The following is a 21738-nucleotide window of genomic DNA, read 5'->3' on the forward strand; positions in this document are numbered from 1 at the left end:
CGGCATTGCGACAGGGCCCCTGTCACAAAATGTTGGCAACCCCGGTTTTCTTCGGCGTTGTGACATTTGGAAACAGTGGATTGGACATCAATACGGGCTTTAGGAAGGCACGAAGTTCGATCCTGCGCGCTTGCGTTCGCGACCGAAAGGGTGAAGATCGGGCCTTTCTTCCGCACCACAATGCCTGGAGCTGTAATGTCCATGAAATTCGATATCGCCTTTTCCGCCTCCGCCGTCATCGATGGAGGACTTGCGATTCAGCTCAAGCTTTCGGGAGATGCCGTAGCCGCCGGTGTCGCCGAAGTCGATCCGCAGGCTGTCGCAGTAAGGGCGGCGGGCATCGCCAAGTTCAAAGGCAAGGCGTTGTCGACGCTGGATATTCTGGCCCCGGCCGGATCGAAGGCCGATCGGCTTATTGTGCTGGGTCTCGGCAAGGCCGACAAGCTGACAGCCTACGACTGGCTGAAAGCGGGTGGCGTCGCGGCCGCTGCGGTCAAGACGATGGAGAAGGTGACGGTGTTCCTCGATGCACCCGGCGCCGACGTCGGCGCGGCTGAAGCTGCGGATTTCGCGACCGGCATGCTGCTGCGCGCCTACAAGTTCGATACCTACAAGACCAAGAAGAAGGACGACGATGAGGACAAGTCGCCGAAGACGGTGACCGTCACCATCGTCACCGCAAAAGCGGATGCGGCGACTGAGCAATTTGTCTCGGCGAAGGCCATTGCCGAGGGTGTGGTTCTTGCCCGCGACCTGGTCAATCTGCCGCCCAACGTGCTTGGCCCGATCGAGTTTGCGCAGAAGGCGAAGGATCTGGAATCGCTTGGCGTTGACGTAGAGATCCTGACCGAGACCGAGATGACGGAACTCGGCATGGGCGCTCTGCTCGGCGTCGCCCAGGGCTCTTCCCGGCCACCGCGGCTGGCGATCATGACCTGGAACGGCGGCACGCCGGGAGATCAGCCGGTCGCCTTTGTCGGCAAGGGTGTCGTTTTCGATACCGGCGGCATCTCGATCAAGCCGAGCCTCGGCATGGAAGACATGAAGGGCGACATGGGCGGAGCTGCCGCCGTGACCGGCCTGATGCACACGCTCGCCGCCCGCAAGGCCAAGGCGAACGTCATCGGCATTATCGGCCTGGTCGAAAACATGCCTGACGGCAACGCCCAGAGACCCGGCGATATCGTCACCTCGATGTCCGGCCAGACGATCGAGATCGTCAATACCGATGCGGAAGGCCGTCTCGTGCTGGGCGATGCGCTCTGGTACTGCAAGGAACGCTTCAAGCCGCGCTTCATGATCGATCTCGCGACGCTGACCGGCGCCATCGTTGTCGCACTCGGCAACCTCCATGCCGGACTGTTTTCCAACGATGACGCGCTGGCGGACGAACTGACACAGGCGGGCGAGACAAGCGGCGAGAAGCTTTGGCGCATGCCGCTTTCCAAGGACTACGACAAGATGATCGACAGCCGCTTTGCCGACATGAAGAACAGCGGCGGCAGGCAGGCCGGCTCGATCACCGCGGCGCAGTTCCTCAAGCGTTTCGTCGGCGATACGCCCTGGGCGCATCTCGACATCGCGGCAACGGCGCTCAACTCGCCGCAGAACGAGATCAACCAGTCCTGGGCATCCGGCTACGGCGTGCGCCTGCTGGACGAACTCGTCCGCAAGAACTACGAGAACTGATGACCGAAGTTCTGTTCTATCACCTGACCGAATCGAAGCTCGAGGATGCGCTGCCGGCGCTTCTCGAAAAGAGCGTCGAGCGCGGCTGGAAGGTGGTCGTTCAGACAGCCGAAGACGTGCGTCGGGATTTTCTCGACGCACATTTGTGGACGTTTCGCGATGACAGTTTTTTGCCGCACGGCACCGATGCAGCGCCGATGCCGCAGGAACAACCGGTCCTGCTGACGGCGACCCCGGAGAACCAGAATTCCGCAACCGTGCGCTTCGTCGTCGACGGCGCCGAGCCGCCGCCGCTCGACCCCTATGAGCGCGTCGTCTTCATGTTCGACGGCTACGACCAGCTCCAGCTGGAAGGCGCGCGCGCTCAGTGGAAGAAGCTGAAGGGCGATGGACATGCGCTGACCTACTGGCAGCAATCACCCGAGGGACGTTGGGTGAAGAAGGCCTGATCAGGCAAGGTCGGTCCGCGCAAAATCTCCGCCGACGTAGAGAAGCGGCAGTCCGGACTGGCGCGCACCGGCATAGGAAAAGCAATCCCCGAAATTGAGCTTTGCCGGATGGCGGCCCTTGCCGTAACGGGCGAAGGCGTCGATGGCGATCGAAGCGGTGTCTCTCGTGGCAGACAGAACCTCGACATTCAGTTCTGCAAGAAGATCGTGCACGAGCGCAGCGGCATCCTGAACCGGGATGCTCCTCTTGCTGGCAAGCACGGTAGCGGCCTCAAAAAGCACCGTTGGCGACGTACAGAAGGGCGTTTCCCTCCGATCCAAGGCTCTTGCAACGCGCTCGTAATCGGGGCCGCCGATGAAATATTCAACCAGAGCTGATGTTTCCAGAAACATCAGCTCTCCCACATGTCATCGAGGAATTTCTTTTCGTCGAAATCAGGATTGGGCTTACCCATTGCCAGATAGCGTTTGCGAATGGCCTCAAGTCTTTCCCGACGCGTATTCTCGTCCGGCACGGCAGTTGTCTCTCCTGAAGGCGTTCCCACCACGCGAATCAGCGCCTGCCGGACCGCATCCTCCTTGCTCGGAGCATTCAGAATTTTCTGCGCCCGTTCGGCAAGCGCATCGAGAACCGGGTCGGTGATATGAAGCGTCATGTCATGCCTCACGGGGTTGCGAACGAACGATAGTGTATCCGCGGATTTGGCACAACCGATGGCTACCGCTCACGCTTTCATGATCGTTTCGCGCAGGAAACTGTAGCCCATCGCCAATCGCGCGGCCTGTTCAAGCGTATCGCCGGCGCCGCCGTGACCGCCGGAGCCGTATTCGTGAAACAGAGGCCTATGCCCGGCATCGATCAGCCGCTTGGCGAAACGGCGGGCATGCGATGGATGCACGCGGTCGTCGTTGGTCGAGCTTTCGATGTAGATCGGCGGATAGGTCACCTCAGCCGCGGGGTCGATATTGTGGAGCGGCGAATAGGTCAGCATCGCGGCAAGCTCTTCCGCGACGTCAGGGTTGCCGTATTCGTCCATCCAGGCCTTGCCGGCTGGGAAGACGTGGAAACGCGACATGTCGATGACGGGGACCGAGGTCCAGATCGCGCCGAAGTCTTCCGGGTAACGGGTTGCCATGACCGCGGTCAGAAGACCGCCATTGCTGCCGCCATGGCAGGCGATGCGCGACGGTTTTGTGATGCCACGTGCGACAAGATCGCGGGAGACTGCGACGAAATCCCCGAACGCCTTGTGACGGCCCTTTCCCTTGGCGACCGTGTGCCAGTCGGGGCCGAATTCCGCGCCGCCGCGGATATAGGCCTGTACATAGGCGCCGCCATGCTCGAGCCAGACGCCGGTATTGCCCGAGTAGTAGGGAGCAAGCGGCCAGCCGAAACCACCATAGCCATACATCAGGACCGGCAGTTCGCCCTTCTCCCACGTCTTCGGATAGACGATGTGATAGGGGATTTTCGTCCCGTCTTCCGATGTCGCCTGCAGAAGCTCGGACTGCATCCCTTGCGCATCGAAATAGGCGGGAGAGACACCTGTCGGAACCAAATCGGGCAAGCGGGCGCGATCCGTCAGGTCGAGACGCCATGTCCCGTAAGGCTGCAGGAAGCCCTGGCCGATGACGGTCAGGATTTCCTCGCCGCGCGTGAGGTCGGCATCGAGCGTGCGGAATCCGACGGTCTGCAGAGTGGACGGCAGCTGCAGTTCCTGCGGCTGCGCATCCGGTTTCGTGAGGTCGATCAGGAATAACCGCGGCACCATCACGTCGCTGACGACGAATGCGCCCCAGGTCTTGAACAGCGAGAACTGGGTGACGGTCTGGCCGTGTTCTGGAGCGAAGACGACACGGGCCGCGCCCAGAGGTTCATCCGAAAACGGGATGAATTCCTGCAGGACGAGGCTGCCGGTTGGATAGCGCTCGTCACTCTTGGCCCGCCAAAGCAGTTGGCGATGGTTGGCTGTGACATCGATCCTGTCCGGCAGATCGAGACGCCGGAGCGCACCTTGTCCATCGCGGACATGGACGCTCATCCGGTCGATCTCGTGGATGACGGTAAAGAACTCGATCGGCTTCTCGTCCGGTCCGCCGTTCCAGAACAGTGGATCGATGATCCCGCCGGTCGCCTGAACGTCGTCGGGGCCTGCTTCGAAGAGGATCGGCGCATCTTTCGGATCCATGGCGCGCTTCAACCGGCGTCCGACGCGGGGCCAGCCAGAGCGGGTGGCGGAGAATTCGTCGATCGAGCCGAAATAGGCAATCTCGTCGGGACCGATCCAGCTTGCATGGGCTCGCGCTGCCGGTGTGTCGAAACCGCCCTCGACGACCGCCTTCGCCTCCGTGTCGAATTCGAGGAGACGCATCTGGTCGGATCCGCCATCGGACAGGATGACGAGAACACGGGTCGGCTCGTAAGGGGAGGTGACGGCGCCGCTGTAGATCCAGCGCTTGCCTTCGGTAACGCAAAAGGCATCGAAATCGAAAATGGTTTCCCAGGCCGCATCGTGGCGCGGCTCGTCCGTCGCGGGCAGTCGGCGCCAGAGACCGAGCGAATTGTCCTTGGTGCGATGAAAGTCGAACTGCCAGCGTCCGCGCCGCGCCGGCACGATCAGCCGGTCCTCGCGCTCGAACATCGCCTTTAGCGTGTCGCGGTCCGCCTCGAACTGCTGTGTTTCGAGCGCCTCGGCCGAGATCGCGTTCTGCTCGGCTATAAAGGCGAGCGTGCGGGCGTCGTCGTCGGTTTCGAGATAAAGATCCATCGAAGGCCTCCTGTGTCTGCAGCCACTTAGCTAGGCATGCAGCGGGGCCGGGGCAACCGGATTTCGAAACTCAGCCGGCCATCGCCTCTTCGTATTCGGAAGACAGCATCAGCCATTGCTCTTCGGCGGCCGACAGTTTGGCGGCGGCCTCGCCCCGTTCCTTGGCCTTGGTTGCAGCCTTCGCCGGCGTCTTTTCATAGAGCGCCGGGTCTGCAAGCTCTTTATCAAGCGCCTGGATCAGCTTCTCAAGCTTGGCCGTCAAGGCCTCGGCATCGTTGATCTTTTTGCGCAAGGGGGCGAGCGAGGCACGCCTTTCCGCGCTCGCCTTGCGCTGTTCGACCTTCGATGCCGCATCGTCAATCAGCTGCGGTTTTTCTTCTTTTTTTTTACCGGAACTGACAATCAGGTCGCGGTATTCTTCGAGATCTCCCTCGAAGGTTTGCACCGTGCCGTTGTTGACGAGCCAGAGACGATCGACCGTCGCCTCGATCAGATGCCGGTCATGGGAGATCAGGATGACGGCGCCCTGATAGTCGTTGAGCGCCTCGATCAGGGCCCTTCGGCTGTCGATGTCCAGATGGTTGGTCGGCTCGTCGAGGATGAGGAGGTTGGGCGCGTGGAAGGCGGCAAGCCCCATCAGCAGGCGCGCCTTTTCGCCGCCCGACAGATCCTTGGCGGGCGTCGACATCTTTTCCGTCGCAAGCCCCATCTGGGCGACGCGGGCGCGTACCTTGCCTTCCGGGACTGACGGCATCAGGCGGCGCACGTGCTCCACGGGAGAATCACCCGGGACGAGGTCGTCGAGCTGGTGCTGTGCGAAGAAGCCGATCTTCAGGCTTGGCGCGAGCTTCAGTTCGCCGCTTTCGGCGGCAAGCCGGCCGGCGATGAACTTGGCGAAGGTCGACTTGCCGTTGCCGTTCGAGCCGAGGAGGGCGATGCGGTCGTCATGGTCGATCCGGAGCGTGATGTTCTTGAGGATCGGCTTGCCCGGCTCGTACCCGACGGCACCGTTCTGCACCGAGATGATCGGCGAGGCGGGTTGCTTTTCGGGCTCGGGGAAGGTGATCGGCTGGACGTGATCCTCGATAACAGAGGCGACCGTTCCCATCCGCTCCAGCGCCTTGACGCGGCTCTGCGCCTGCTTGGCCTTGGAGGCCTTGGCCTTGAAGCGGTCGATGAAGGTCTGCAAATGCTTGCGGGCTGCATCGTTCTTCACCTTGGCCTTGGTCTGCAGCTCGTCGTTTTCCGCCTTCTGGCGTTCGAACTGGTCATAGCCGCCGCGATAGAAGGTAAGCTTCTTCTGGTCGAGATGGACAATCGAAGTGACCGCATTGTTGAGCATGTCGCGGTCATGGCTGATGACGATCACCGTGTGCGGATAGCGGCGCACGTAATCTTCCAGCCAGAGCGTGCCTTCAAGATCGAGATAGTTGGTCGGCTCGTCGAGCAAAAGCAGGTCCGGCTCGGCAAACAGAACCGAAGCAAGCGCCACACGCATTCGCCAGCCGCCGGAAAATGACGAGGCAGGCCGAAGCTGAGCTTCCTGCGAAAAGCCAAGGCCCGCGAGAATGCTGGCGGCGCGCGCTTCCGCCGAATGGGCGTCGATGTCGACGAGGCGCATCTGGATGTCGGCAATCCTGTCCGGATCGGTGGCCGTCTCCGACTCGGCCATCAGCGCTGCGCGTTCCTTGTCGGCGGCGAGCACGATTTCCAGCAGCGAATCCTCGGTGCCGGGCGCTTCCTGAGCCACCTGTCCGAGCTTGGCGCTCTTCGGATAGGAGACCGAGCCGGTCTCCGAGCTGAGCTCGCCGGTAATCAGCTTGAACAGCGTCGATTTGCCCGCACCGTTGCGGCCCACAAGCCCGGCTTTGGTGCCGGCGGGCAGCGTCACGCTGGCATGGTCGAGGAGAAGGCGCCCGGCAATACGGGCGGAAAGGTCGGTAATGGTAATCATGGCCGCGGTTTTGGCCGAAACCGGGCGTGAAGGCAAGACGGCGGCCGTCGCGATTTGCGGGCATTGTGCGCTGCGAAGGGACAATCTCTCAAGGATCTCCCCCTGTTCCTCCGGGAACAGCCCTCCAGACCTCGCCCATCTAGGTTCGTCCCTGGCCACTCGGCCGAAGCATCCCTGACGGATGTTCGAACAAGGAGGGTTGAGAGATGAAGTTTTGGAAAGCGTCATGCCTGACACTTTTGGTGTCGGTTTCCCTGGCACCGACAGGCGCATTCGCCGATGACCGGTTCACCTGCTGGGCGCCGACCGCGGCGCAGGCGGCCTTTACCGCAGACTACTGGACGGACGAGCGCCGTCGCAATGCAATCCCCGCTCCCGGCCTACTGCCGGAGAGCGGCATGCCAGGTGGCGACGTACATTCCCTCGAAGGGACCGAGGTCAAGCTGGCACCGATCAAGGAGGCTCCGTTCAAGTTCGGTGGCAAGCTGTTCTTTAGCCTGGGCGGAATCGATCAAGCGGCCAGCGCCCAGTTCGTCTCCGACGACAAGATCATTATCGGGGCGGCACACGCCATGTGGCTGAATGGAGACCAGGCCAGCAACGTGGTGTTCTATCCGGGTTATGACGGAGCGCCGGGCGAGGCTTATCCTATCGAAATGGCGTCCGTCCTGACGGCGTGGACGAAGATACCGCAAGTCCCGGGCCTTGCCGCGGCCGCAGTCGATTACGCGGTCATGCGCAGTACCAAGGCATCGACGTCTGGAAAATTCCAGCTGCGTCTCGCTAAGGTGCCTGAGAAAACCGAACTCACCCTGATGGGATATCCCGGACGGCTGGATGGTGGCGAGTACATGTTCATGGAGGACCCGTCGATCAGCGTCAGCGATGCGACGGCTTACGAGGCAAAGCCGCATCCGATGTACGGCGGCGGTGCCAGTGGCGGAGCGTGGTTCCTGCCGGCTGAGAATAAGGCGTTCGAAATCTTCAGCGTCGTGTCTAATGGCAGCCCTAGTAACGTCAAGGGGCCGCATTTCACGCATGAGACCGAGGAAATGATCGAGTACGTCAAGGGTGGCTGCAAGTAGCGATCGCAAAAGGGCAGGCGACCTGCGCGACGGACCTCAAAATCCGTCGCGCTTGGCGTCGCGGCCTGGACCACCCTGTCAATTGTCGGTAGCCCCTTCGCGCGACATGATCTTCAGCGATCGGTAGTCGAGGATGATCAGGCGGCCGCGCCGCATGCCGAGCACGCCGTCGCCCTTCCAAGCCTGAAGCTGCGCGTTCACTCGTGGGCGGCTGGCATTGATCAGTTGCCCCATTTTCTCCTGCGATATCGCTCTGTCGATCAGCAGCCCCTCCGCTGTGCTGCGGCCGTGCAGGCGGGCGAGATCGACGAGAAGACGCGCGAGCCTGGTCTGCAGCGTATGCAGTGCCATGCCTTCGGCAAAGGCCATCGTCTTTCTGAGTTTGCGTGCGAATGTCTTCATGAGAAAAGCCGACATCTGGGGCATGCGGGTGATTTCGCTGAAAGCGCTGCGCCGGACCACCATCACGCGGGTCTCGCCGGCGGCGACCGCGTTCGCGAAGTGGGTGCAGCCGAGGGTGAGTTCGACATCTCCCAGAACGTCGCCGGCTCCGAGCTCGGCGAAGATCACTTCATGCCCATCCTCCGAGATGAAATAGAGGTGCACGCAACCGGACACGATGATCGACAGCGCGTCGCAGGCCTGACCGCTGAAAAACAGCGTCTGGCCGTCCCTATAGAGCCGGCTCGCCGACCCCGACACGAGACGCGAGTACGTGTCGTCGTCGAGATCGTCGAACCACGCGGAATGTCGGATATCGTTGTTGATCTTGGAGATAAGGTTCGATGTCATAAACCCACTCGGACGCTGAGGTGTCGCTTGCCGTCTGAGCCGTGATACGAATAAATGCAATCAAAAGTTGTTACATGCGTGACATTCTCCAGCGATAAATCATTCTAGGTTGTGCTCACGGCAGGAGTTGCCGTTGGTAGCCGAACGGACCGCTCGGTCCACTCCGCATGTCGCGGCGGCAAGAATGTGAAAGAGGAGAGGTCAGCATGCGTGTTATGATGGGAAGGGAAGCGATCGAGATCTTCGAGAAACAGGATCTGGGGACGCCCTATACGCTTACGGTCATGAACGAGAACCCGAAGTTCCAGAGTTATGCGTTGTTCCAGACGATACCGGACGTGGTCGGCGCGTCTCAGAGCCCTTTGTCCCTGGCATGGATGATCGGCAACGCGGCCTCGGGCAGCCCGGAAAACCCGAGCATGTCGACATTCAGCTGGACGATCGACTACTCGATCAGCGCCGGTTACATCCAGGAACTCGGGTCGACGCTCAGCCCGCGGGCCTTTGCGACCGCCAGCAAATGCGACGTCATGCTCGAGGGTCTTAACAACGTCGCGATCACCTACCAGGGCGCGTTCCCGAACGGTGCTCCGGCGTTTCCGACAAATCCGACAGCGGGTCCGGCCGGTGTGTTTCTCGTGCGGGCGAACAACCTGATCCCGTCGGTTCTGCAGCAGGCCAGTGTCCGGATGTCGCTGAATGTGGGTCTTGCGATGGGCGGCAAACCGGCCGTCGCGGTGCAGCTCGAGCCAAACCTCGACTACACGTTCACACCGAAGCCGAGCTATTTCATCATCGCCGGCTCGTTCATCGAGGGGCAGGTGATCGATACGGCCATCTCGTCCGCAGCGTTTCCGGTCCAGTTCGCGCAGGGCGTGACGAGAAAGACAATCCGCTTCACGCAGGAAAACCAGTTCGTTCCCGCCTGACGCCGACGCGATCGACTTTTTGCTGAAATGCAGGACGCGGCGCCCGGATGGCCGCCGCGTCACTGTCGTATGGGGATCGGTCGATGCGTTCAGGAAACGCGACGGCTTGGATCGCCGAAGATCGCCACGGTGTCGGTTCCGGCGCCTGAACCCTGGGCACGTAGACTTTCGAGTGCCGTTGCCGCATGCAGCTTGATCTGCTGCGGCGAGAATGCCTCGGTCGAGAGCGCCACGCCGATCGACAGCCGCATGTGGGGGTAATGCCCTTCACCGGAACCTGCAAACACGAGGCTGTCGGCGATCGAAGTTACGAGTCGATCGGCGATCGCTTTTGCACCGCTCCGATCGACATCCTCGAACAGAAACGCAAAGCTGTCGGTCGCGGTCCGGGCCAGAAAGTCGTTCTTCTTGATCGCCTTGCGGAAAATCGCGGCGGCGCGCTTGACGATCCGGCCGGCAGTCACCTGGCCATAGGTCTGCGCCATCTCGCCGAGATCGACGAGGCGGACGACAAACAGCGTGGCCGGGCGGTGCTCGGTTGAAGGGGCGTAGAGGAGATCCAGCTTTTCCGCCAGCGCCACATGGTTGGGAAGCCCGGTCAGCCGGTCGGACAGAGAATTGGTTCGGGCCGCTTCCGCCAGATTGCTCGACATCAGCAGCCGGTCGGCGGCAAGCTCCAGAGATTTGGTGAGACCGATCTCGGCGGAGAGCGTTTCGCTGAGGTTCGCCTGAAGATGATCGAGCTCGACCTGGATGTCGGCGAGACCGCTGGCACTTCCGCTCCGAAGGCTTTCGGCCGCCGTCTCCAGCGCACGCACGAAATTCTGCTTCTTCAGCGTGGCCTGGGCAATCGTGCCGACGAGATCGAGAACGCGTCTCGTTTCCTCGTCCCGGTTGGCGATCGATAGAACCACGAAGCCGGGAAGCTGGTAGCGCAGGCCAATCTCGTCGATCTGGGCCTGGGTAGCGCCGGCCGGAAGCGTGGCGACGTCGCGGGTAAGCGCCGGATCGGACCCCGACAGCGCTTCGTGGAACAGCGTGTAATTGCGTGGAAGACCGGCAACGTCCTGCTTTGCCATCTGCTGCGCCACCACAGCCAGGCTCCTGTCACGCGATTGCCGTGCATTGTCCGCCGACATGATCCACCTATTCCTCAGGGTCTCGTTACTGTCTCGTTTCAGGAAAACAGTACGCGAGACGGAGGGTTAAGAACGCCTGAAACGTTGGCTTTTGTCAGGCGTTTGAAGACGTCTCGTTGCGAATACGGTTAAGGCTGAGTTCACAACCCCTGTTTGTCCTAAAGCCGTATTACATTAAACCTGCATCCACTGTTTTCCATGCCCGCGCAGGAAGGCGATCATATCGAGCACTACGGAGGGCTTGCCGAGCGAGGTGAGGATGGCGTGCACCTGTCCCCGGTGGTGGGTCTGGTGGTTGAAGAGATGGGCGAGAACAGGCGCCACTGGTTCGGTGACCTCCGTCGGAACGGTCACCGGCGTATAGGTGACGGTGGTGCTGAGCGCGTTATCGGTCAGAGACCCGAGATAGTTCGTAATACGGACATCTTCTGCGTCACGCGCCGTGCGCAGGTCAGAGAAATCCTCGAACAGAACGGCCCCCAGATCCGTCGAGGCCGTGCCGTCTCCGGTCAGGCGGCGCATCCAGATGCGGTCGGCAACGAGAATGTGGTTGAGCGTGCGGTGGATTGATCCGAAGAAGGCGCCACGATCTTCGCGGTATTCGGCGTCCGTCAGCGCGGCACAGGCATCATAGACCTGTGAATTTGCCCAGGAATTGTAAGCGGCAAGCATCTGGAAATGGCGCAGCATTCAAAGCGTCTCCGGTTGTTCACGTGTAATCATACCGGATTTGTCGGCCAACCCGAGGGGCAGGGGTTGATACCACCCATGAAATTTCCTGACTGGATTTGTGAGGCTTCCCATCCCATCATGTGCGGTGAGTGACAGATCAGGAGCCCATGATGACACGCATTCTCTATTCCCTCTGCGGCGCTGACGCGCACCGGCCATTTTCGCCGCATGCGTGGAAAGTGGTAATGGCGCTCAAACACAAGGGGCTCGAATACACGGAGCAGCCGACACCGTTTACGCAGATCCCCAACCTGGAGAACGGGTTTTCCAAGACCGTACCGATCCTGCGGGACGGAAACGAACTGATCCGTGACAGTTTCGACATCGCGGTCTATCTGGACGAGCGCTATCCCGACCGTCCGACCCTGTTCGGCGGGGAAGGCGGCAAGGCGCTTTCCCGGTTTGTCGAGGGTTTTTCGCAGACGGTGGTACACGGCGCAATCGCGAGGATCGCAATCAAGAGCGTACACGATACGCTGGGGCCGGCCGACCAGGCCTATTTCCGCAGCAGCCGCGAGGCCATATTCGGCCGGTCGCTGGAAGAGGTCGCCGCCGACCGGCAGAGGGAAATCGACACCTTCGCCGAGAAACTGAAGCCGGTTACGCACACGCTGAAATTCCAGCCTTTCCTTGGCGGCGAGGCGCCGCTGTTTGCCGACTACATTCTGTTCGGCGCGCTGCAGTGGCTGCGGGTGACGGATGGTGCCGACGTGCTGGGCAAGGACGGCTTGCTGGCTTCGTGGTTCGAGCGTCTGCTCGACCTTCATGACAGCGCAGGACGCGTTGTGACGGCTGCGTGAAATTAGGCCCATCCCCCTTGTTTCCGGCGAAAGGGGCGGTTAAACACCGCCCACTTTCCGTGGAAACAAAGGATGAGACCAATGGCGATTGAACGCACGTTTTCGATGATCAAGCCGGACGCAACGAAGCGCAACCTGACCGGTGCCATCACCAAGGTATTTGAAGACAACGGCCTGCGCATCATCGCATCCAAGCGCGTCTGGATGAGCAAGCGCGAAGCTGAAGGCTTCTACGCCGTTCACAAGGAACGTCCTTTCTTCGGCGAACTCGTCGACGGCATGACGTCCGGCCCGACCATCGTTCAGGTTCTCGAAGGCGAAGGCGCCATCCTGAAGAACCGCGAAATCATGGGCGCGACCAACCCGGCCAACGCCGACGAAGGCACGATCCGCAAGCAGTTCGCCCTGTCGATCGGTGAAAATTCGGTTCACGGCTCGGATGCTCCGGAAACCGCTGCCCAGGAAATCGCCTACTGGTTCGCCGAAACCGAAATCGTCGGCTGATTGCTGCACGGATCGGTTCGATCTACAAAAGGCCGGGGCATTCGCTCCGGCCTTTTTTGCTGTCTGCGGCAAGGTCATGGAGTCGCCGGGCAGCCGGTTCGCCCGGAGAAGTCGGTCGAGCCATCGGCCTTGAACATGTCGGGGTTGGGTGTGTAGGCCGGGCCGACGACCAGCGGTGCCGCCGGTATCACAGACTGATCGACATCCGACGTCACGGTGGTTTCGATCACCTGCAGCACCTCGCCGGACGCGCCTGTCAGCGTGATGGCCACGCGGTAGGGCCTGTCCTTCCGGACGCACTGGACGAACGGGCTGGCAAGCGTGAGCCCATCGTCGACATCGAGAACTTTCTCTTCGGTGAAAAGCGCCGGTCCGCCCTGCGGATCTTCGAATTCCGCTCTGGCGCGGCTTTCCTTAGGGATGGCAGCGACCCTTCGCAGCGTAACGAGGTAGTTAGCGGTGGCCACCCGGTAGTTGAAGACGAAAATCCGGCCGGACAGTTCGAAATACACGCCTTCCGACGGTCGCTGGCAGCCAGTCACAATCAGGCCCATCACGCAGAGCCCGGCTGATATCGCTGCCCTCCACCTCATGTTGCGTCTCCAGCCGAAGGTCCGCCATCGCGGCTGCGGCGATAGTGGCGGTTCGCCTTTACGCGGTTGCCGCAGACGGTCATGTCGCACCAGCTTCTGCTGCGGTTGCGGCTTCGGTCGATAAACAGCCAGCCGCAATTGCGGCAGGTCTTCAGGCGGGAAATCTGATCGTCGCCGAGAAGCCGCAAGGCCGAGCGGGCGGTGGCGGCCTCAAGTGAGCCGGTGCCGGTTCCGCGCAACGCCATAGCCGTCGCGCCAAGCAGATCGGCCAGTTTGTGCGGGTCATCCTCGCCATCCGCTCGAGCACGGAAATACCGGTCGATCGCTTCCCGAAGCACGAGGAAATCGGCGCGTCTTTCCGCGGCGACTGGCGTCACTTCTCCAAACAACGCCCGCTCCGCCGAGAATTCTCCGGCCGCCTCGGGAAAGGCATCCATCTGCTGCGGAGAGGCGAAGCGATCAATGCGGCGTGACGGATCGATGCGCAGTATGACGCTGTTGGCGACATCGAGCGCCAAGGCGCCACCGACGAAACGATGCGGGGTCCAGGTGAAATCCATCCCAGAATTATAACTGGTGTAAAGCGGTTTACCAGTTATATTCGTGTCATCCTTTTGGGGTTTGCCGATGGCCTATCTGCTCCAGCAATTGGCGAATGCTGTGCCGCTGTCGGTACTCTACGCAACGCTTGCCTTCGGCTACGTGATCGGCTTTGCGCTGACGAAGCGCGCAGACATCGCCTATGGCGCCATCTTTGCTTTTTCCGGCCATCTCTACGTGTTGTTCGCGCAGCTCGGCTGGGACGAGTTCTGGCTTGTCCTGCCGGCGGCACTGGCGATGGGGGCGGGCGCGGCGATCGTCGGCGGCGTCGCGACCGGGATCGTGGTCGGCGGGCTGACCCTGCGGTTGATCGAAAGGCATGCGCGCAACGCGCCGATCGTCGCCGCGCTGGGCGTGCTGCTGGTGCTGATGGAGGGCGCTCGGCTTGCCTCCGGCTCCCGGGAGATCTGGCTGTCGCCGTTTCTGAACCGTGCCGTTCCGCTCTGGGCGGGTGATGGCTTCGCGGTAACCCTGACGCTGATCCAGTTGCTCAATTCCGGCCTGATGCTGGCAATGATCGCGGCCGGCTGGCTGGTGATCGATCATACAAGCCTCGGGCGCATCTGGCGGGCGGTGGCCGACGACAAGATTGCGGCCCAACTCTGCGGCATCAGTTCCCGCCTGGTATTCGTCCTCGCCTACGCGGCAGCATCTCTGTACGCCTCCGTCGCAGGCGTGTTGGCGACCTCGTATTACGGAACGATGGACTTCGGCGCCGGGTTGCTGATCAGCATCAAGATCGTCCTGATTGCTGCAGCCGGAGGCCATTCGCATCCGCTGCGGTCGGCAGCCGGTGCCGCCGCTGTCGGTTTCGCCGAAACACTGTGGAGCGGTTACGGTCCGATCCTGTGGCGGGACTTCGCCATCGGCCTTGTGCTGGTTGCGGTTCTCGTCATGAGCCGGCGGGAAAGGGTGGTCCTGTAAACCTCAGCGCCAACGGTCGCGTGCGGTATCGTCGGCGTCTTTGGCATCGACCCAGGACCGGGGCGAACCGTCGGCCGCATGTTCCTTTTTCCAGAACGGCGCCGATGTCTTCAGAAAATCCATCACGAAATTGGCGCCGTCGAAGGCTGCCTGGCGATGCGAGGCGACGGCAATGACCAGGACGATGTTGGCCCCGGGGGCAATCTTGCCGTAGCGGTGGATGGCGGTCAGTCCGAGAAGCGAAAAGCGGTCGATGGCAAGAAGGGCGATGCGGTTCATCTCGGCTTCCGCCATGCCCGGATAATGCTCGAGCTCCAGCGCCGAGAGCGCTCCCTGCTCGTCACGGCAGAGACCGCAGAAGCTGACCACCGCGCCGATATCCATGCGGCCCGCCGTCAGGAGATCGATCTCCGATTGCAGATCGAAATCGTCGGTCTGGACGCGGATCGTGGGCATGGTCATCAGAATGGTTCCGTTTACCCGCCTGTCATCGGGGGGAAAATGCCGATCTCGCGTGCTCCGGCGATCTTTTCAAAATGCTCCACATGCTCCTGGTCAATCGCGACGCGAATGACCTCGGGATATTGCAGCGCGTTCTCGTATTCCTCGCCGAGCGTCTTCAGGTGATTGAGGAGATCACGCGCGGTAACGACCTCAGGCGGTAGGTCGAGATCCTCCTCGGTCTTGCCGATTCTCTCGCGCACCCAGGCGAAATAGACGAGTTTTGTCATCCCTCGTCATCCACGAGATGCTTGAGACCGGCGCGGAAATAGTCGTAGCCGCTGTAGAAGGTGAGGGCCGCTGCGACCCAGAGAAGGCCGATGCCGATCTGCGTCGTGAACGGCAGGAACTTGTCGCCGGCAGGTCCGGCCAGCAGGAACGCGATCGACACCATCTGGATCGTCGTCTTCCACTTGGCGATGCGGGTCACCGGCACCGAGACCTTGAGCGCCGCCAGATATTCACGCAGGCCCGAGACGAGAATTTCGCGGCAGAGAATCGTGATTGCAGCCCACAGCGACCAGCCGGCAATCGTCTGGTCGGCAGCAAGCAGCAGAAGCACGGCGGCAACCAGAAGCTTGTCGGCGATCGGATCCAGCATGCGGCCGATATTCGAGGTCTGGTTCCAGATACGGGCCAGATAGCCATCCAGATAGTCGGTCAGCGACGCCACAACGAAGATCCAGAAACCGGCCCAGCGGGCAAAATCCGAGCTTTCCAGCTTTCCTTCGATGAAGAAGCACAGAACGATCACCGGTACGGCAAGGATGCGCGCATAGGTCAGAAGATTGGGAATGTTGTACGCGCGGGAAGCCATGATGGACCTGTGCTTGAGGGTTGCCTCTAGTTGAGGTTTCGAGACGCCAGCGTCAACAGTTTTCGCGGCTTTTTTACAGTTGGTTGAGATGCATACGCTGTTTTGATGACCCATGCATGTCGTTCATCGTCATCCACTTCGGCTTTCGTGGAAGTGATTATAGACCTGTTTTGCCACCGCTTCGGAAATTCCTTCGACCGCCATCAGATCGTTGAGACCTGCGCGGGACACGGCCTTTGCGGTGCCGAAATGCTGCAGCAGCTTGCGCTTTCGGCCCGGCCCGATGCCCGCGATTTCGTCGAGCGGGTTCTTGATCATTTCCTTTTTGCGCCGGGCCCGGTGCGAGCCGATCGCGAACCGGTGCGCTTCGTCGCGCATGCGCTGGACGAAGTAGAGGACGGGATCGCGTGGCGGCAGAGAAAAATCGCTGCGGCCATCGGCAAAGAAGCGTTCGCGGCCGGCATCGCGGTCGACACCTTTGGCCACCCCGATCGCCGTCACCACGTCTCGGATGCCAAGTTCGTCGAGGATGGTGCGCACAGCCGTCATCTGGCCCTGGCCGCCATCAATCAGGATGACATCGGGCCAGGCCGGAAACGCGGCATCGTTGATGTCATCGCTGGTCGCCTCGACGGGTTTCGGCGTCGAGATGCTGCGATCAGGAATGCCTTCTTCCTTGATCAGTCGCGAGAAGCGCCGGGTCATGACCTCTCGCATCATGCCGAAGTCGTCGCCGGGGGTGATGTCGGTCGATTTGATGTTGAACTTGCGGTACTGGCCCTTCACAAATCCTTCCGGACCCGCGACGACCATGCCGCCGACGGCATTGGTCCCCATCATATGCGAGTTATCGTAGATCTCGATGCGCCGGGGCTGGTAGGGCAGGCTGAAGGTTTCGGCGAGACCCTTGAGAAGGCGCGCCTGCGACGATGTTTCGGCCAGCTTGCGGCCATGTGCTTCGCGCGCATTGGCAGCGACGTGATCGACAAGATCGCGCTTTTCGCCACGCTGCGGCACCAGGATCGAGACCTTGTGTCCCGCCTTTTCGGAAAACGCGAGCGCCAGCAGTTCCTGCTCCTCGACTGTTTCCGACAGCAAGATCTGCTTGGGAACCGGCTTGTCGTCATAGAACTGCGCGAGAAACGCGTTGAGGACCTCCGCTCCTGCCATCTGCGGATCGGCCTTCGGGAAATAGGCGCGGTTGCCCCAGTTCTGGCCGGTGCGGAAGAAGAACACCTGGATGCAGGTAAGCCCGCCTTCGTGGTGGATGGCGAAGATATCGGCTTCCTCGACGCCGGCCGGATTGATGCCCTGGTGGCTTTGAACGTGGCTGAGCGCTGCCAGCCGATCGCGATAGATCGCGGCGCGCTCGAAATCCATGTCTTCGGAGGCTTCCGACATCTGCCTGGCGATGACGGTCTTCACGTTCTGGCTCTGGCCCGAAAGAAAGTCCGATGCTTCCTTGACGAGCTCGGCATAGCCCTCGTCGCTGACTTCATGGGTGCAGGGGCCGGAACAGCGTTTGATCTGATAAAGAAGACAGGGACGCGTGCGGCTCTCGAACACGCTGTCTGTGCAGGTGCGCAGCAGGAACGCACGCTGTAGCGAGTTGATCGTTCGGCCGACGGCAGAGGCCGATGCGAACGGTCCGAAATACTGGCCTTTGCGGGCGCGGGCGCCTCTGTGTTTCATCAGGGCAGGGGCACGGTGATCGCCGCTGATGAGAATATACGGAAACGACTTGTCGTCGCGCAGCAGAACGTTGAACCGCGGACGTAGCCGCTTGATGAGGTTCGCTTCAAGCAGCAGCGCCTCGGTCTCCGTCCGCGTCGTGACGAATTCCATATGCGTGGTTTCGCGCACCATGCGGGTGAGGCGGTTGGAATGCAGTCGGCCCTGCGCATAATTGCTGACGCGTTTCTTGAGGCTCTTCGCCTTGCCGACATACATCACGTCGCCGGCCTGGTTGAACATCCGGTAGACGCCCGGCGCGTTCGGAAGGTGCTTGACGAACTCGGCGATCAGGTCGGCGCCCTTGAGGCCCGTGTCGTGGCGGACAGCCTCGTTCCAGTCGATGGACGTGGTGATAGCCGCAGCGACCGCTTCCGGTGCCAGGGCATCGTCGTCGTCTTCTTCGTTTCCGTCATAAAGAACGCCGCCATCGGGCACATTCTTCGCGTTCATCGCATGTCTCCGCCGGCAGAATCAGTTCAGACGACTATTTCTGCGGGCTCATCTCGTCTTTGTGATCATCCAACCCGAAGAAATCGGCGACTCGGGGCTGAAGCTGTTCGCCAACAGATAGTGTTTTGCCGGCAGCTTTGGAAGCGTGCCACTACGCCTGCATTTCTCTCTCAGCAAACGTGCTCGCGGGGTCCTGGAAGCGAATACGGCAGGAATTCGGCCTCGTTTCGACCGGAAATGACGATTTGCAAGTAGGAGTTCTGCAGGATGCTGTGATGGCGTTGATGCGTTGCTCGGCTAAATTTGAGTTAAACTCGAATAAAGGAGGCTAAATCTCGCGCCTCTCGGAGTCGTGATATGTATCGAGGCTGTTTGACAGCGTTTGTTCGCAATGTTAAGAAACGATCAAGAAATGTAAAATGCTCTATAGTGCGATTAACGTCTCATTATCCTTAACGATATACCTGTGGCGATGAAGCAACATCGAAATTTAGCCGTCTAGCTGCCACAAACAATTCACATTTCGGCTCTTTCAATTCCTCAATTGCCCCCCAAATTCGTCCTCAGCCAGCAGGGAACAAAGCTGTCGTCAACTCTGTTGATGTGACACTTGCCCGGCAGCCTACAGCGCCGATACCCGAATGGGTGCGCAGGGACGTTGTAGCAATTAGGAATACTCGTGTCGGACCTTCCGAAACCCGAAGTGGTTTTTGAGCCGATGCGCCAAACGGAGAAAAAGGTATGCGTATTCTCGTCGCGACTCTGATGGCCTCGGCTGCCAGCTTTATTGCAATTTCCTCGGCCAGCGCTGCTGACGCCGTCGACCAGATCCCTGCAGCTCCTATGGCTGTTGAAGAAGTCGCACCGGCCGCTACGTGGCAGGGCTTCTACCTCGGCGCCACCGGTTCCTACGACTGGGGCCGTTTCGGCGGTGGCGACTACAATGCCAAGGGTGCAGGCGGCGGTGCTTACACCGGTTACAACTGGCAGAGCGGCCAGGTTGTGTACGGTATCGAAGCTGACGTCGGCTACAACGGCCAGGACGGCAGAACGTCCGGCGGTTATCGTGGCGAAGCTGGCTGGGACGGTTCGGTCCGCGGCCGCGTCGGTTACGACCTCAACCCCTTCCTGATCTACGGTACGGCTGGTGTCGCGCTGCAGAACAACGAACTCAAGGATGCAACGTCGTCTGACGACAAGACATCCGTTGGTTACACGGTCGGCGTCGGTGCTGAAGCATTCGTCACCAGCAACATCACGACCCGTATCGAATATCGCTACACGGACTTCGCAGCCAAGGACTACAGCCTCGACAGCGGCAACGTCTCCAAGGGCTTCGACGACCACAGCGTTAAGGTCGGTATCGGCGTAAAGTTCTAATAAGAACAATAAAAAGCCGGGAGCGTTTCCCGGCTTCTCATCTAAAAGCCCGTTGTCACCAACGGGCTTTTTTCATGCGTGGTTTTCGGTCGGTATAACGGTCAGTCCATCTGGATATTGGCGTTCTTGACGACCGGGGTCCATTTTGCGAGTTCGGCTGTCACGTGTTTACCGAGTTCCCCCGGGGTGGAACCGACGATCTTGGCGCTGAAATCCTTCATCCTCGCGACAACTGCCGGGTCCTGTAGCGCCTTGTTGGCGGCGTCGTTCAGTTTTGCGACCACTTCAGGCGGCGTGCCGGCCGGTGCGAACAGGGCGTTCCAGGTGTAGGTCTCGTAACCCGGTACCGTCTCGGCAATCGTCGGCACGTCCGGGAACGAAGCTGCCCGCTCGGCAGTGGTGACGCCCAGTGCCTTCAGAGTTCCCGCCTTGATATGCGGAGACGAGGAGGGCAGGTTGTCGAACATGATCGAGATCTGGTTGCCGATCAGGTCGTTGAGGGCAGGACCCGCGCCCTTGTAAGGAACATGCTCCATCTTGACGCCGGTCATCGCCTTGAACAATTCGCCCGAGAGATGCAGGGGCGTGCCGTTGCCCGACGACGCGTAAGAATACTTCTCCGGCTCCTTCTTGAGGAGCTCCACCAGTTCCGCCACCGTGTTGACCGGCAGTTTCGGATTGATGACCAGAACGTTCGGCACGATGACCAGTAGCGAGACAGGCGCAAAGTCCTTCTCGGGGTCGTAGGGCTTCTGCTTCAGGATCAGCGGGTTGAGCGCGTGGGTCGCAACCGTGCCCATCAGGATCGTGTAACCGTCCGGCTCCGCACGCGCGACGCGGTCGGCGCCGAGATTGCCGCCGGCACCAGCGACGTTTTCGACCACGATCTGCTGGCCGAGGATATCGCCCATCTTCTGCGCGACGACTCGACCGACAACATCCGTCGATCCGCCGGCTGCGAACGGCACGACAAGGGTGATCGTCTGGTCGGGGAACGACTGGGCCGCAGCCCGGGTGGCTGACAGTCCCAGTGACATCAGGGACAGGGCCGAGCCTGCAAGGGCTACGGAAAGGCGCAGGGCGGTTCGCCGCGTCAACGCTGATCGCTTCATGAAATTCCTCCGAAATGCTTCAAACGGCCTCCCGCCGTTCTCGTCATAGTAGCGGAGGAAAACCGGAGGGCAAGCGTTTCAATTGCTTGTGTAAATGGGAGAAGGTTTAGAACGACCGGCAGGTTGTGCCGGGATCCGCGGCAACCCAAGAGTTCTAGGGCGGCCGCGGATCTCATTCGGTTCAGGCGTAGGGCTTCATTTCCATATAGGCCGGAAAGCGCTTGGAGAACGTGTAAGGCCAGGAGGCGAGTTCCGGACGACCTTCGGCCCACTGGCCGTTAAAGCGCAGGTCGAGATAACCGATCATAGCGGCAAGCGCGAAATGGCCACCATGCAGCTTCTTGCCGGTCTTCGGCAGGTTCTTTTCCAGATAGTCCAGCCCGCGCACCACCTTGTCCCACTGCTTGTCGATCCAGGGCTGGTGGACCTTTTCCTCCTCGCGCGAGCGACGCTCGTAGACGATCGCGAGAAGGCTATCGGTAATGCCGTCGCAGAGCGCTTCGAGCACTTCCGCCTCGGTCCGCTTCACGTCCTTCTTCGGGTAAAGCTTGCCGCCGGAGTGACGATCGAGGAAGTGCATGATCGCGACGCTGTCATAGACCGGCGGCTCGTTCTTGCGGATCAGAACCGGGATCTTCCCGAGCGGATTGTTGTCGATGAGTTCGGGAGGCGCCGCATTCGTGTCGGTCTTTTCTTCGGTCACGTCGAGACCGAGATGGCGGGCGGCCATGCGAACCTTGACGGAGTAGGGCGAGGCCGGGGAGTGGAGGATCTTCATCGGTATGT

Annotated in this window: 23 protein-coding genes; 8 read left to right on the forward strand and 15 right to left on the reverse strand. The window is 60.8% G+C overall.

From position 1 onward, the window contains the following. Window positions 1–195: 195 nt before the first annotated feature. Window positions 196–1689 (forward strand): leucyl aminopeptidase, encoded by a 1494-nt coding sequence (locus BLW69_RS10745; RefSeq protein WP_092661880.1) that lies wholly within the window; start codon window positions 196–198, stop codon window positions 1687–1689. Continuing rightward, the gene (locus BLW69_RS10750) at window positions 1689–2138 is read left to right on the forward strand and encodes a DNA polymerase III subunit chi (RefSeq protein ID WP_092661882.1); all 450 of its coding nucleotides are present in this window, start codon (window positions 1689–1691) and stop codon (window positions 2136–2138) included. The genes BLW69_RS10745 and BLW69_RS10750 overlap by 1 nt, the downstream gene beginning before the upstream one ends. On the opposite strand, the gene BLW69_RS10755 is transcribed toward BLW69_RS10750, so the two are convergent. The 4 genes from BLW69_RS10755 to BLW69_RS10770 form a co-directional block, all read right to left on the reverse strand. After that, window positions 2139–2531 (reverse strand): type II toxin-antitoxin system VapC family toxin, encoded by a 393-nt coding sequence (locus BLW69_RS10755; protein WP_092661884.1) that lies wholly within the window; start codon window positions 2529–2531, stop codon window positions 2139–2141. Next, entirely contained in the window at window positions 2531–2794 is a 264-nt protein-coding gene (locus BLW69_RS10760) for a type II toxin-antitoxin system VapB family antitoxin (protein WP_092661886.1), read from the reverse strand. The genes BLW69_RS10755 and BLW69_RS10760 overlap by 1 nt, the downstream gene beginning before the upstream one ends. A 69-nt stretch (window positions 2795–2863) precedes the next feature. After that, window positions 2864–4906, reverse strand: a complete 2043-nt coding sequence (locus BLW69_RS10765; protein ID WP_092661888.1) for a prolyl oligopeptidase family serine peptidase — start codon at window positions 4904–4906, stop codon at window positions 2864–2866. A 70-nt stretch (window positions 4907–4976) separates the two neighbouring features. Beyond that, window positions 4977–6860 carry an ABC-F family ATP-binding cassette domain-containing protein gene (locus BLW69_RS10770; RefSeq protein WP_062453325.1) on the reverse strand — a complete coding sequence of 628 codons (1884 nt, stop codon included), beginning with the start codon at window positions 6858–6860 and terminating at the stop codon, window positions 4977–4979. Window positions 6861–7066: 206 nt separating this feature from the next. Here BLW69_RS10770 and BLW69_RS10775 point away from each other — a divergent pair, with 206 nt between their 5' ends. Next, the gene (locus tag BLW69_RS10775; RefSeq protein ID WP_062453324.1) at window positions 7067–7945 is read left to right on the forward strand and encodes a trypsin-like serine peptidase; all 879 of its coding nucleotides are present in this window, start codon (window positions 7067–7069) and stop codon (window positions 7943–7945) included. A gap of 78 nt (window positions 7946–8023) precedes the next feature. Here BLW69_RS10775 and BLW69_RS10780 read toward each other — a convergent pair whose 3' ends face one another. Then, window positions 8024–8737 (reverse strand): Crp/Fnr family transcriptional regulator, encoded by a 714-nt coding sequence (locus BLW69_RS10780; protein ID WP_092661890.1) that lies wholly within the window; start codon window positions 8735–8737, stop codon window positions 8024–8026. Window positions 8738–8943: 206 nt separating this feature from the next. On the opposite strand from BLW69_RS10780, the gene BLW69_RS10785 reads away from it, so the two are divergent. Further along, window positions 8944–9666, forward strand: a complete 723-nt coding sequence (locus BLW69_RS10785) for a hypothetical protein (RefSeq protein ID WP_062579892.1) — start codon at window positions 8944–8946, stop codon at window positions 9664–9666. An 89-nt stretch (window positions 9667–9755) separates the two neighbouring features. Here the strand turns inward: BLW69_RS10785 and BLW69_RS10790 are convergent, their stop codons facing one another. Together BLW69_RS10790 and BLW69_RS10795 are read right to left on the reverse strand one after the other, a co-directional pair. Next, the gene (locus tag BLW69_RS10790) at window positions 9756–10805 is read right to left on the reverse strand and encodes a GGDEF domain-containing protein (RefSeq protein WP_092661894.1); all 1050 of its coding nucleotides are present in this window, start codon (window positions 10803–10805) and stop codon (window positions 9756–9758) included. 174 nt (window positions 10806–10979) lie between these two features. Continuing rightward, window positions 10980–11495, reverse strand: a complete 516-nt coding sequence (locus BLW69_RS10795) for a DinB family protein (protein ID WP_092661896.1) — start codon at window positions 11493–11495, stop codon at window positions 10980–10982. A gap of 152 nt (window positions 11496–11647) precedes the next feature. Here BLW69_RS10795 and BLW69_RS10800 point away from each other — a divergent pair, with 152 nt between their 5' ends. Together BLW69_RS10800 and ndk are read left to right on the forward strand one after the other, a co-directional pair. After that, window positions 11648–12337: a glutathione S-transferase family protein gene (locus BLW69_RS10800; protein WP_062454742.1), complete on the forward strand. Its 690-nt coding sequence runs from the start codon at window positions 11648–11650 to the stop codon at window positions 12335–12337. Window positions 12338–12418: 81 nt separating this feature from the next. After that, window positions 12419–12841 (forward strand): nucleoside-diphosphate kinase, encoded by a 423-nt coding sequence (gene ndk / locus BLW69_RS10805; protein WP_062453319.1) that lies wholly within the window; start codon window positions 12419–12421, stop codon window positions 12839–12841. A gap of 74 nt (window positions 12842–12915) precedes the next feature. Here ndk and BLW69_RS10810 read toward each other — a convergent pair whose 3' ends face one another. Beyond that, window positions 12916–13434, reverse strand: a complete 519-nt coding sequence (locus tag BLW69_RS10810; RefSeq protein ID WP_092661898.1) for a hypothetical protein — start codon at window positions 13432–13434, stop codon at window positions 12916–12918. After that, the gene (locus BLW69_RS10815; RefSeq protein WP_092661900.1) at window positions 13431–13994 is read right to left on the reverse strand and encodes a CGNR zinc finger domain-containing protein; all 564 of its coding nucleotides are present in this window, start codon (window positions 13992–13994) and stop codon (window positions 13431–13433) included. Before BLW69_RS10815 ends, BLW69_RS10810 begins: the two co-directional genes overlap by 4 nt. A gap of 67 nt (window positions 13995–14061) precedes the next feature. On the opposite strand from BLW69_RS10815, the gene BLW69_RS10820 reads away from it, so the two are divergent. Beyond that, complete coding sequence (locus tag BLW69_RS10820; RefSeq protein ID WP_092661902.1) at window positions 14062–14958, forward strand: branched-chain amino acid ABC transporter permease; 897 nt, start codon at window positions 14062–14064, stop codon at window positions 14956–14958. 3 nt (window positions 14959–14961) lie between these two features. Here BLW69_RS10820 and BLW69_RS10825 read toward each other — a convergent pair whose 3' ends face one another. From BLW69_RS10825 to uvrC, 4 genes are all read right to left on the reverse strand, one after another. Then, a complete protein-coding gene (locus BLW69_RS10825; protein ID WP_092661904.1) occupies window positions 14962–15420 on the reverse strand; it encodes a molybdenum cofactor biosynthesis protein MoaE in 459 nt (152 codons plus the stop codon). A gap of 14 nt (window positions 15421–15434) precedes the next feature. Next, window positions 15435–15689 (reverse strand): molybdopterin converting factor subunit 1, encoded by a 255-nt coding sequence (gene moaD / locus BLW69_RS10830; protein ID WP_062453314.1) that lies wholly within the window; start codon window positions 15687–15689, stop codon window positions 15435–15437. Next, the gene (gene pgsA / locus BLW69_RS10835; RefSeq protein ID WP_062453313.1) at window positions 15686–16276 is read right to left on the reverse strand and encodes a CDP-diacylglycerol--glycerol-3-phosphate 3-phosphatidyltransferase; all 591 of its coding nucleotides are present in this window, start codon (window positions 16274–16276) and stop codon (window positions 15686–15688) included. Before pgsA ends, moaD begins: the two co-directional genes overlap by 4 nt. A gap of 129 nt (window positions 16277–16405) precedes the next feature. Beyond that, the gene (uvrC, locus tag BLW69_RS10840; RefSeq protein ID WP_092661906.1) at window positions 16406–18460 is read right to left on the reverse strand and encodes an excinuclease ABC subunit UvrC; all 2055 of its coding nucleotides are present in this window, start codon (window positions 18458–18460) and stop codon (window positions 16406–16408) included. 741 nt (window positions 18461–19201) lie between these two features. Here uvrC and BLW69_RS10845 point away from each other — a divergent pair. Continuing rightward, window positions 19202–19840 (forward strand): outer membrane protein, encoded by a 639-nt coding sequence (locus BLW69_RS10845; RefSeq protein ID WP_062453311.1) that lies wholly within the window; start codon window positions 19202–19204, stop codon window positions 19838–19840. A 101-nt stretch (window positions 19841–19941) separates the two neighbouring features. Here the strand turns inward: BLW69_RS10845 and BLW69_RS10850 are convergent, their stop codons facing one another. Together BLW69_RS10850 and BLW69_RS10855 are read right to left on the reverse strand one after the other, a co-directional pair. After that, window positions 19942–20877, reverse strand: coding sequence for a Bug family tripartite tricarboxylate transporter substrate binding protein (locus BLW69_RS10850; RefSeq protein ID WP_244508825.1), 936 nt, complete (start codon window positions 20875–20877; stop codon window positions 19942–19944). A 256-nt stretch (window positions 20878–21133) separates the two neighbouring features. After that, window positions 21134–21730: a glutathione S-transferase family protein gene (locus tag BLW69_RS10855; RefSeq protein ID WP_092661910.1), complete on the reverse strand. Its 597-nt coding sequence runs from the start codon at window positions 21728–21730 to the stop codon at window positions 21134–21136. Window positions 21731–21738 lie beyond the last annotated feature (8 nt).

It is taken from the genome of Rhizobium sp. NFR12 (genome assembly GCF_900108545.1).
Lineage (GTDB): Bacteria > Pseudomonadota > Alphaproteobacteria > Rhizobiales > Rhizobiaceae > Neorhizobium > Neorhizobium soli.

Coding starts and splice junctions, on each gene's coding strand:
- BLW69_RS10745 (WP_092661880.1), top strand. CDS start 196: ATGTCCATGAAATTCGATATCGCCTTTTCCGCCTCCGCCGTCATCGAT.
- BLW69_RS10750 (WP_092661882.1), top strand. CDS start 1,689: ATGACCGAAGTTCTGTTCTATCACCTGACCGAATCGAAGCTCGAGGAT.
- BLW69_RS10755 (WP_092661884.1), bottom strand. CDS start 2,531: ATGTTTCTGGAAACATCAGCTCTGGTTGAATATTTCATCGGCGGCCCC.
- BLW69_RS10760 (WP_092661886.1), bottom strand. CDS start 2,794: ATGACGCTTCATATCACCGACCCGGTTCTCGATGCGCTTGCCGAACGG.
- BLW69_RS10765 (WP_092661888.1), bottom strand. CDS start 4,906: ATGGATCTTTATCTCGAAACCGACGACGACGCCCGCACGCTCGCCTTT.
- BLW69_RS10770 (WP_062453325.1), bottom strand. CDS start 6,860: ATGATTACCATTACCGACCTTTCCGCCCGTATTGCCGGGCGCCTTCTC.
- BLW69_RS10775 (WP_062453324.1), top strand. CDS start 7,067: ATGAAGTTTTGGAAAGCGTCATGCCTGACACTTTTGGTGTCGGTTTCC.
- BLW69_RS10780 (WP_092661890.1), bottom strand. CDS start 8,737: ATGACATCGAACCTTATCTCCAAGATCAACAACGATATCCGACATTCC.
- BLW69_RS10785 (WP_062579892.1), top strand. CDS start 8,944: ATGCGTGTTATGATGGGAAGGGAAGCGATCGAGATCTTCGAGAAACAG.
- BLW69_RS10790 (WP_092661894.1), bottom strand. CDS start 10,805: ATGTCGGCGGACAATGCACGGCAATCGCGTGACAGGAGCCTGGCTGTG.
- BLW69_RS10795 (WP_092661896.1), bottom strand. CDS start 11,495: ATGCTGCGCCATTTCCAGATGCTTGCCGCTTACAATTCCTGGGCAAAT.
- BLW69_RS10800 (WP_062454742.1), top strand. CDS start 11,648: ATGACACGCATTCTCTATTCCCTCTGCGGCGCTGACGCGCACCGGCCA.
- ndk (WP_062453319.1), top strand. CDS start 12,419: ATGGCGATTGAACGCACGTTTTCGATGATCAAGCCGGACGCAACGAAG.
- BLW69_RS10810 (WP_092661898.1), bottom strand. CDS start 13,434: ATGAGGTGGAGGGCAGCGATATCAGCCGGGCTCTGCGTGATGGGCCTG.
- BLW69_RS10815 (WP_092661900.1), bottom strand. CDS start 13,994: ATGGATTTCACCTGGACCCCGCATCGTTTCGTCGGTGGCGCCTTGGCG.
- BLW69_RS10820 (WP_092661902.1), top strand. CDS start 14,062: ATGGCCTATCTGCTCCAGCAATTGGCGAATGCTGTGCCGCTGTCGGTA.
- BLW69_RS10825 (WP_092661904.1), bottom strand. CDS start 15,420: ATGACCATGCCCACGATCCGCGTCCAGACCGACGATTTCGATCTGCAA.
- moaD (WP_062453314.1), bottom strand. CDS start 15,689: ATGACAAAACTCGTCTATTTCGCCTGGGTGCGCGAGAGAATCGGCAAG.
- pgsA (WP_062453313.1), bottom strand. CDS start 16,276: ATGGCTTCCCGCGCGTACAACATTCCCAATCTTCTGACCTATGCGCGC.
- uvrC (WP_092661906.1), bottom strand. CDS start 18,460: ATGAACGCGAAGAATGTGCCCGATGGCGGCGTTCTTTATGACGGAAAC.
- BLW69_RS10845 (WP_062453311.1), top strand. CDS start 19,202: ATGCGTATTCTCGTCGCGACTCTGATGGCCTCGGCTGCCAGCTTTATT.
- BLW69_RS10850 (WP_244508825.1), bottom strand. CDS start 20,877: ATGTCACTGGGACTGTCAGCCACCCGGGCTGCGGCCCAGTCGTTCCCC.
- BLW69_RS10855 (WP_092661910.1), bottom strand. CDS start 21,730: ATGAAGATCCTCCACTCCCCGGCCTCGCCCTACTCCGTCAAGGTTCGC.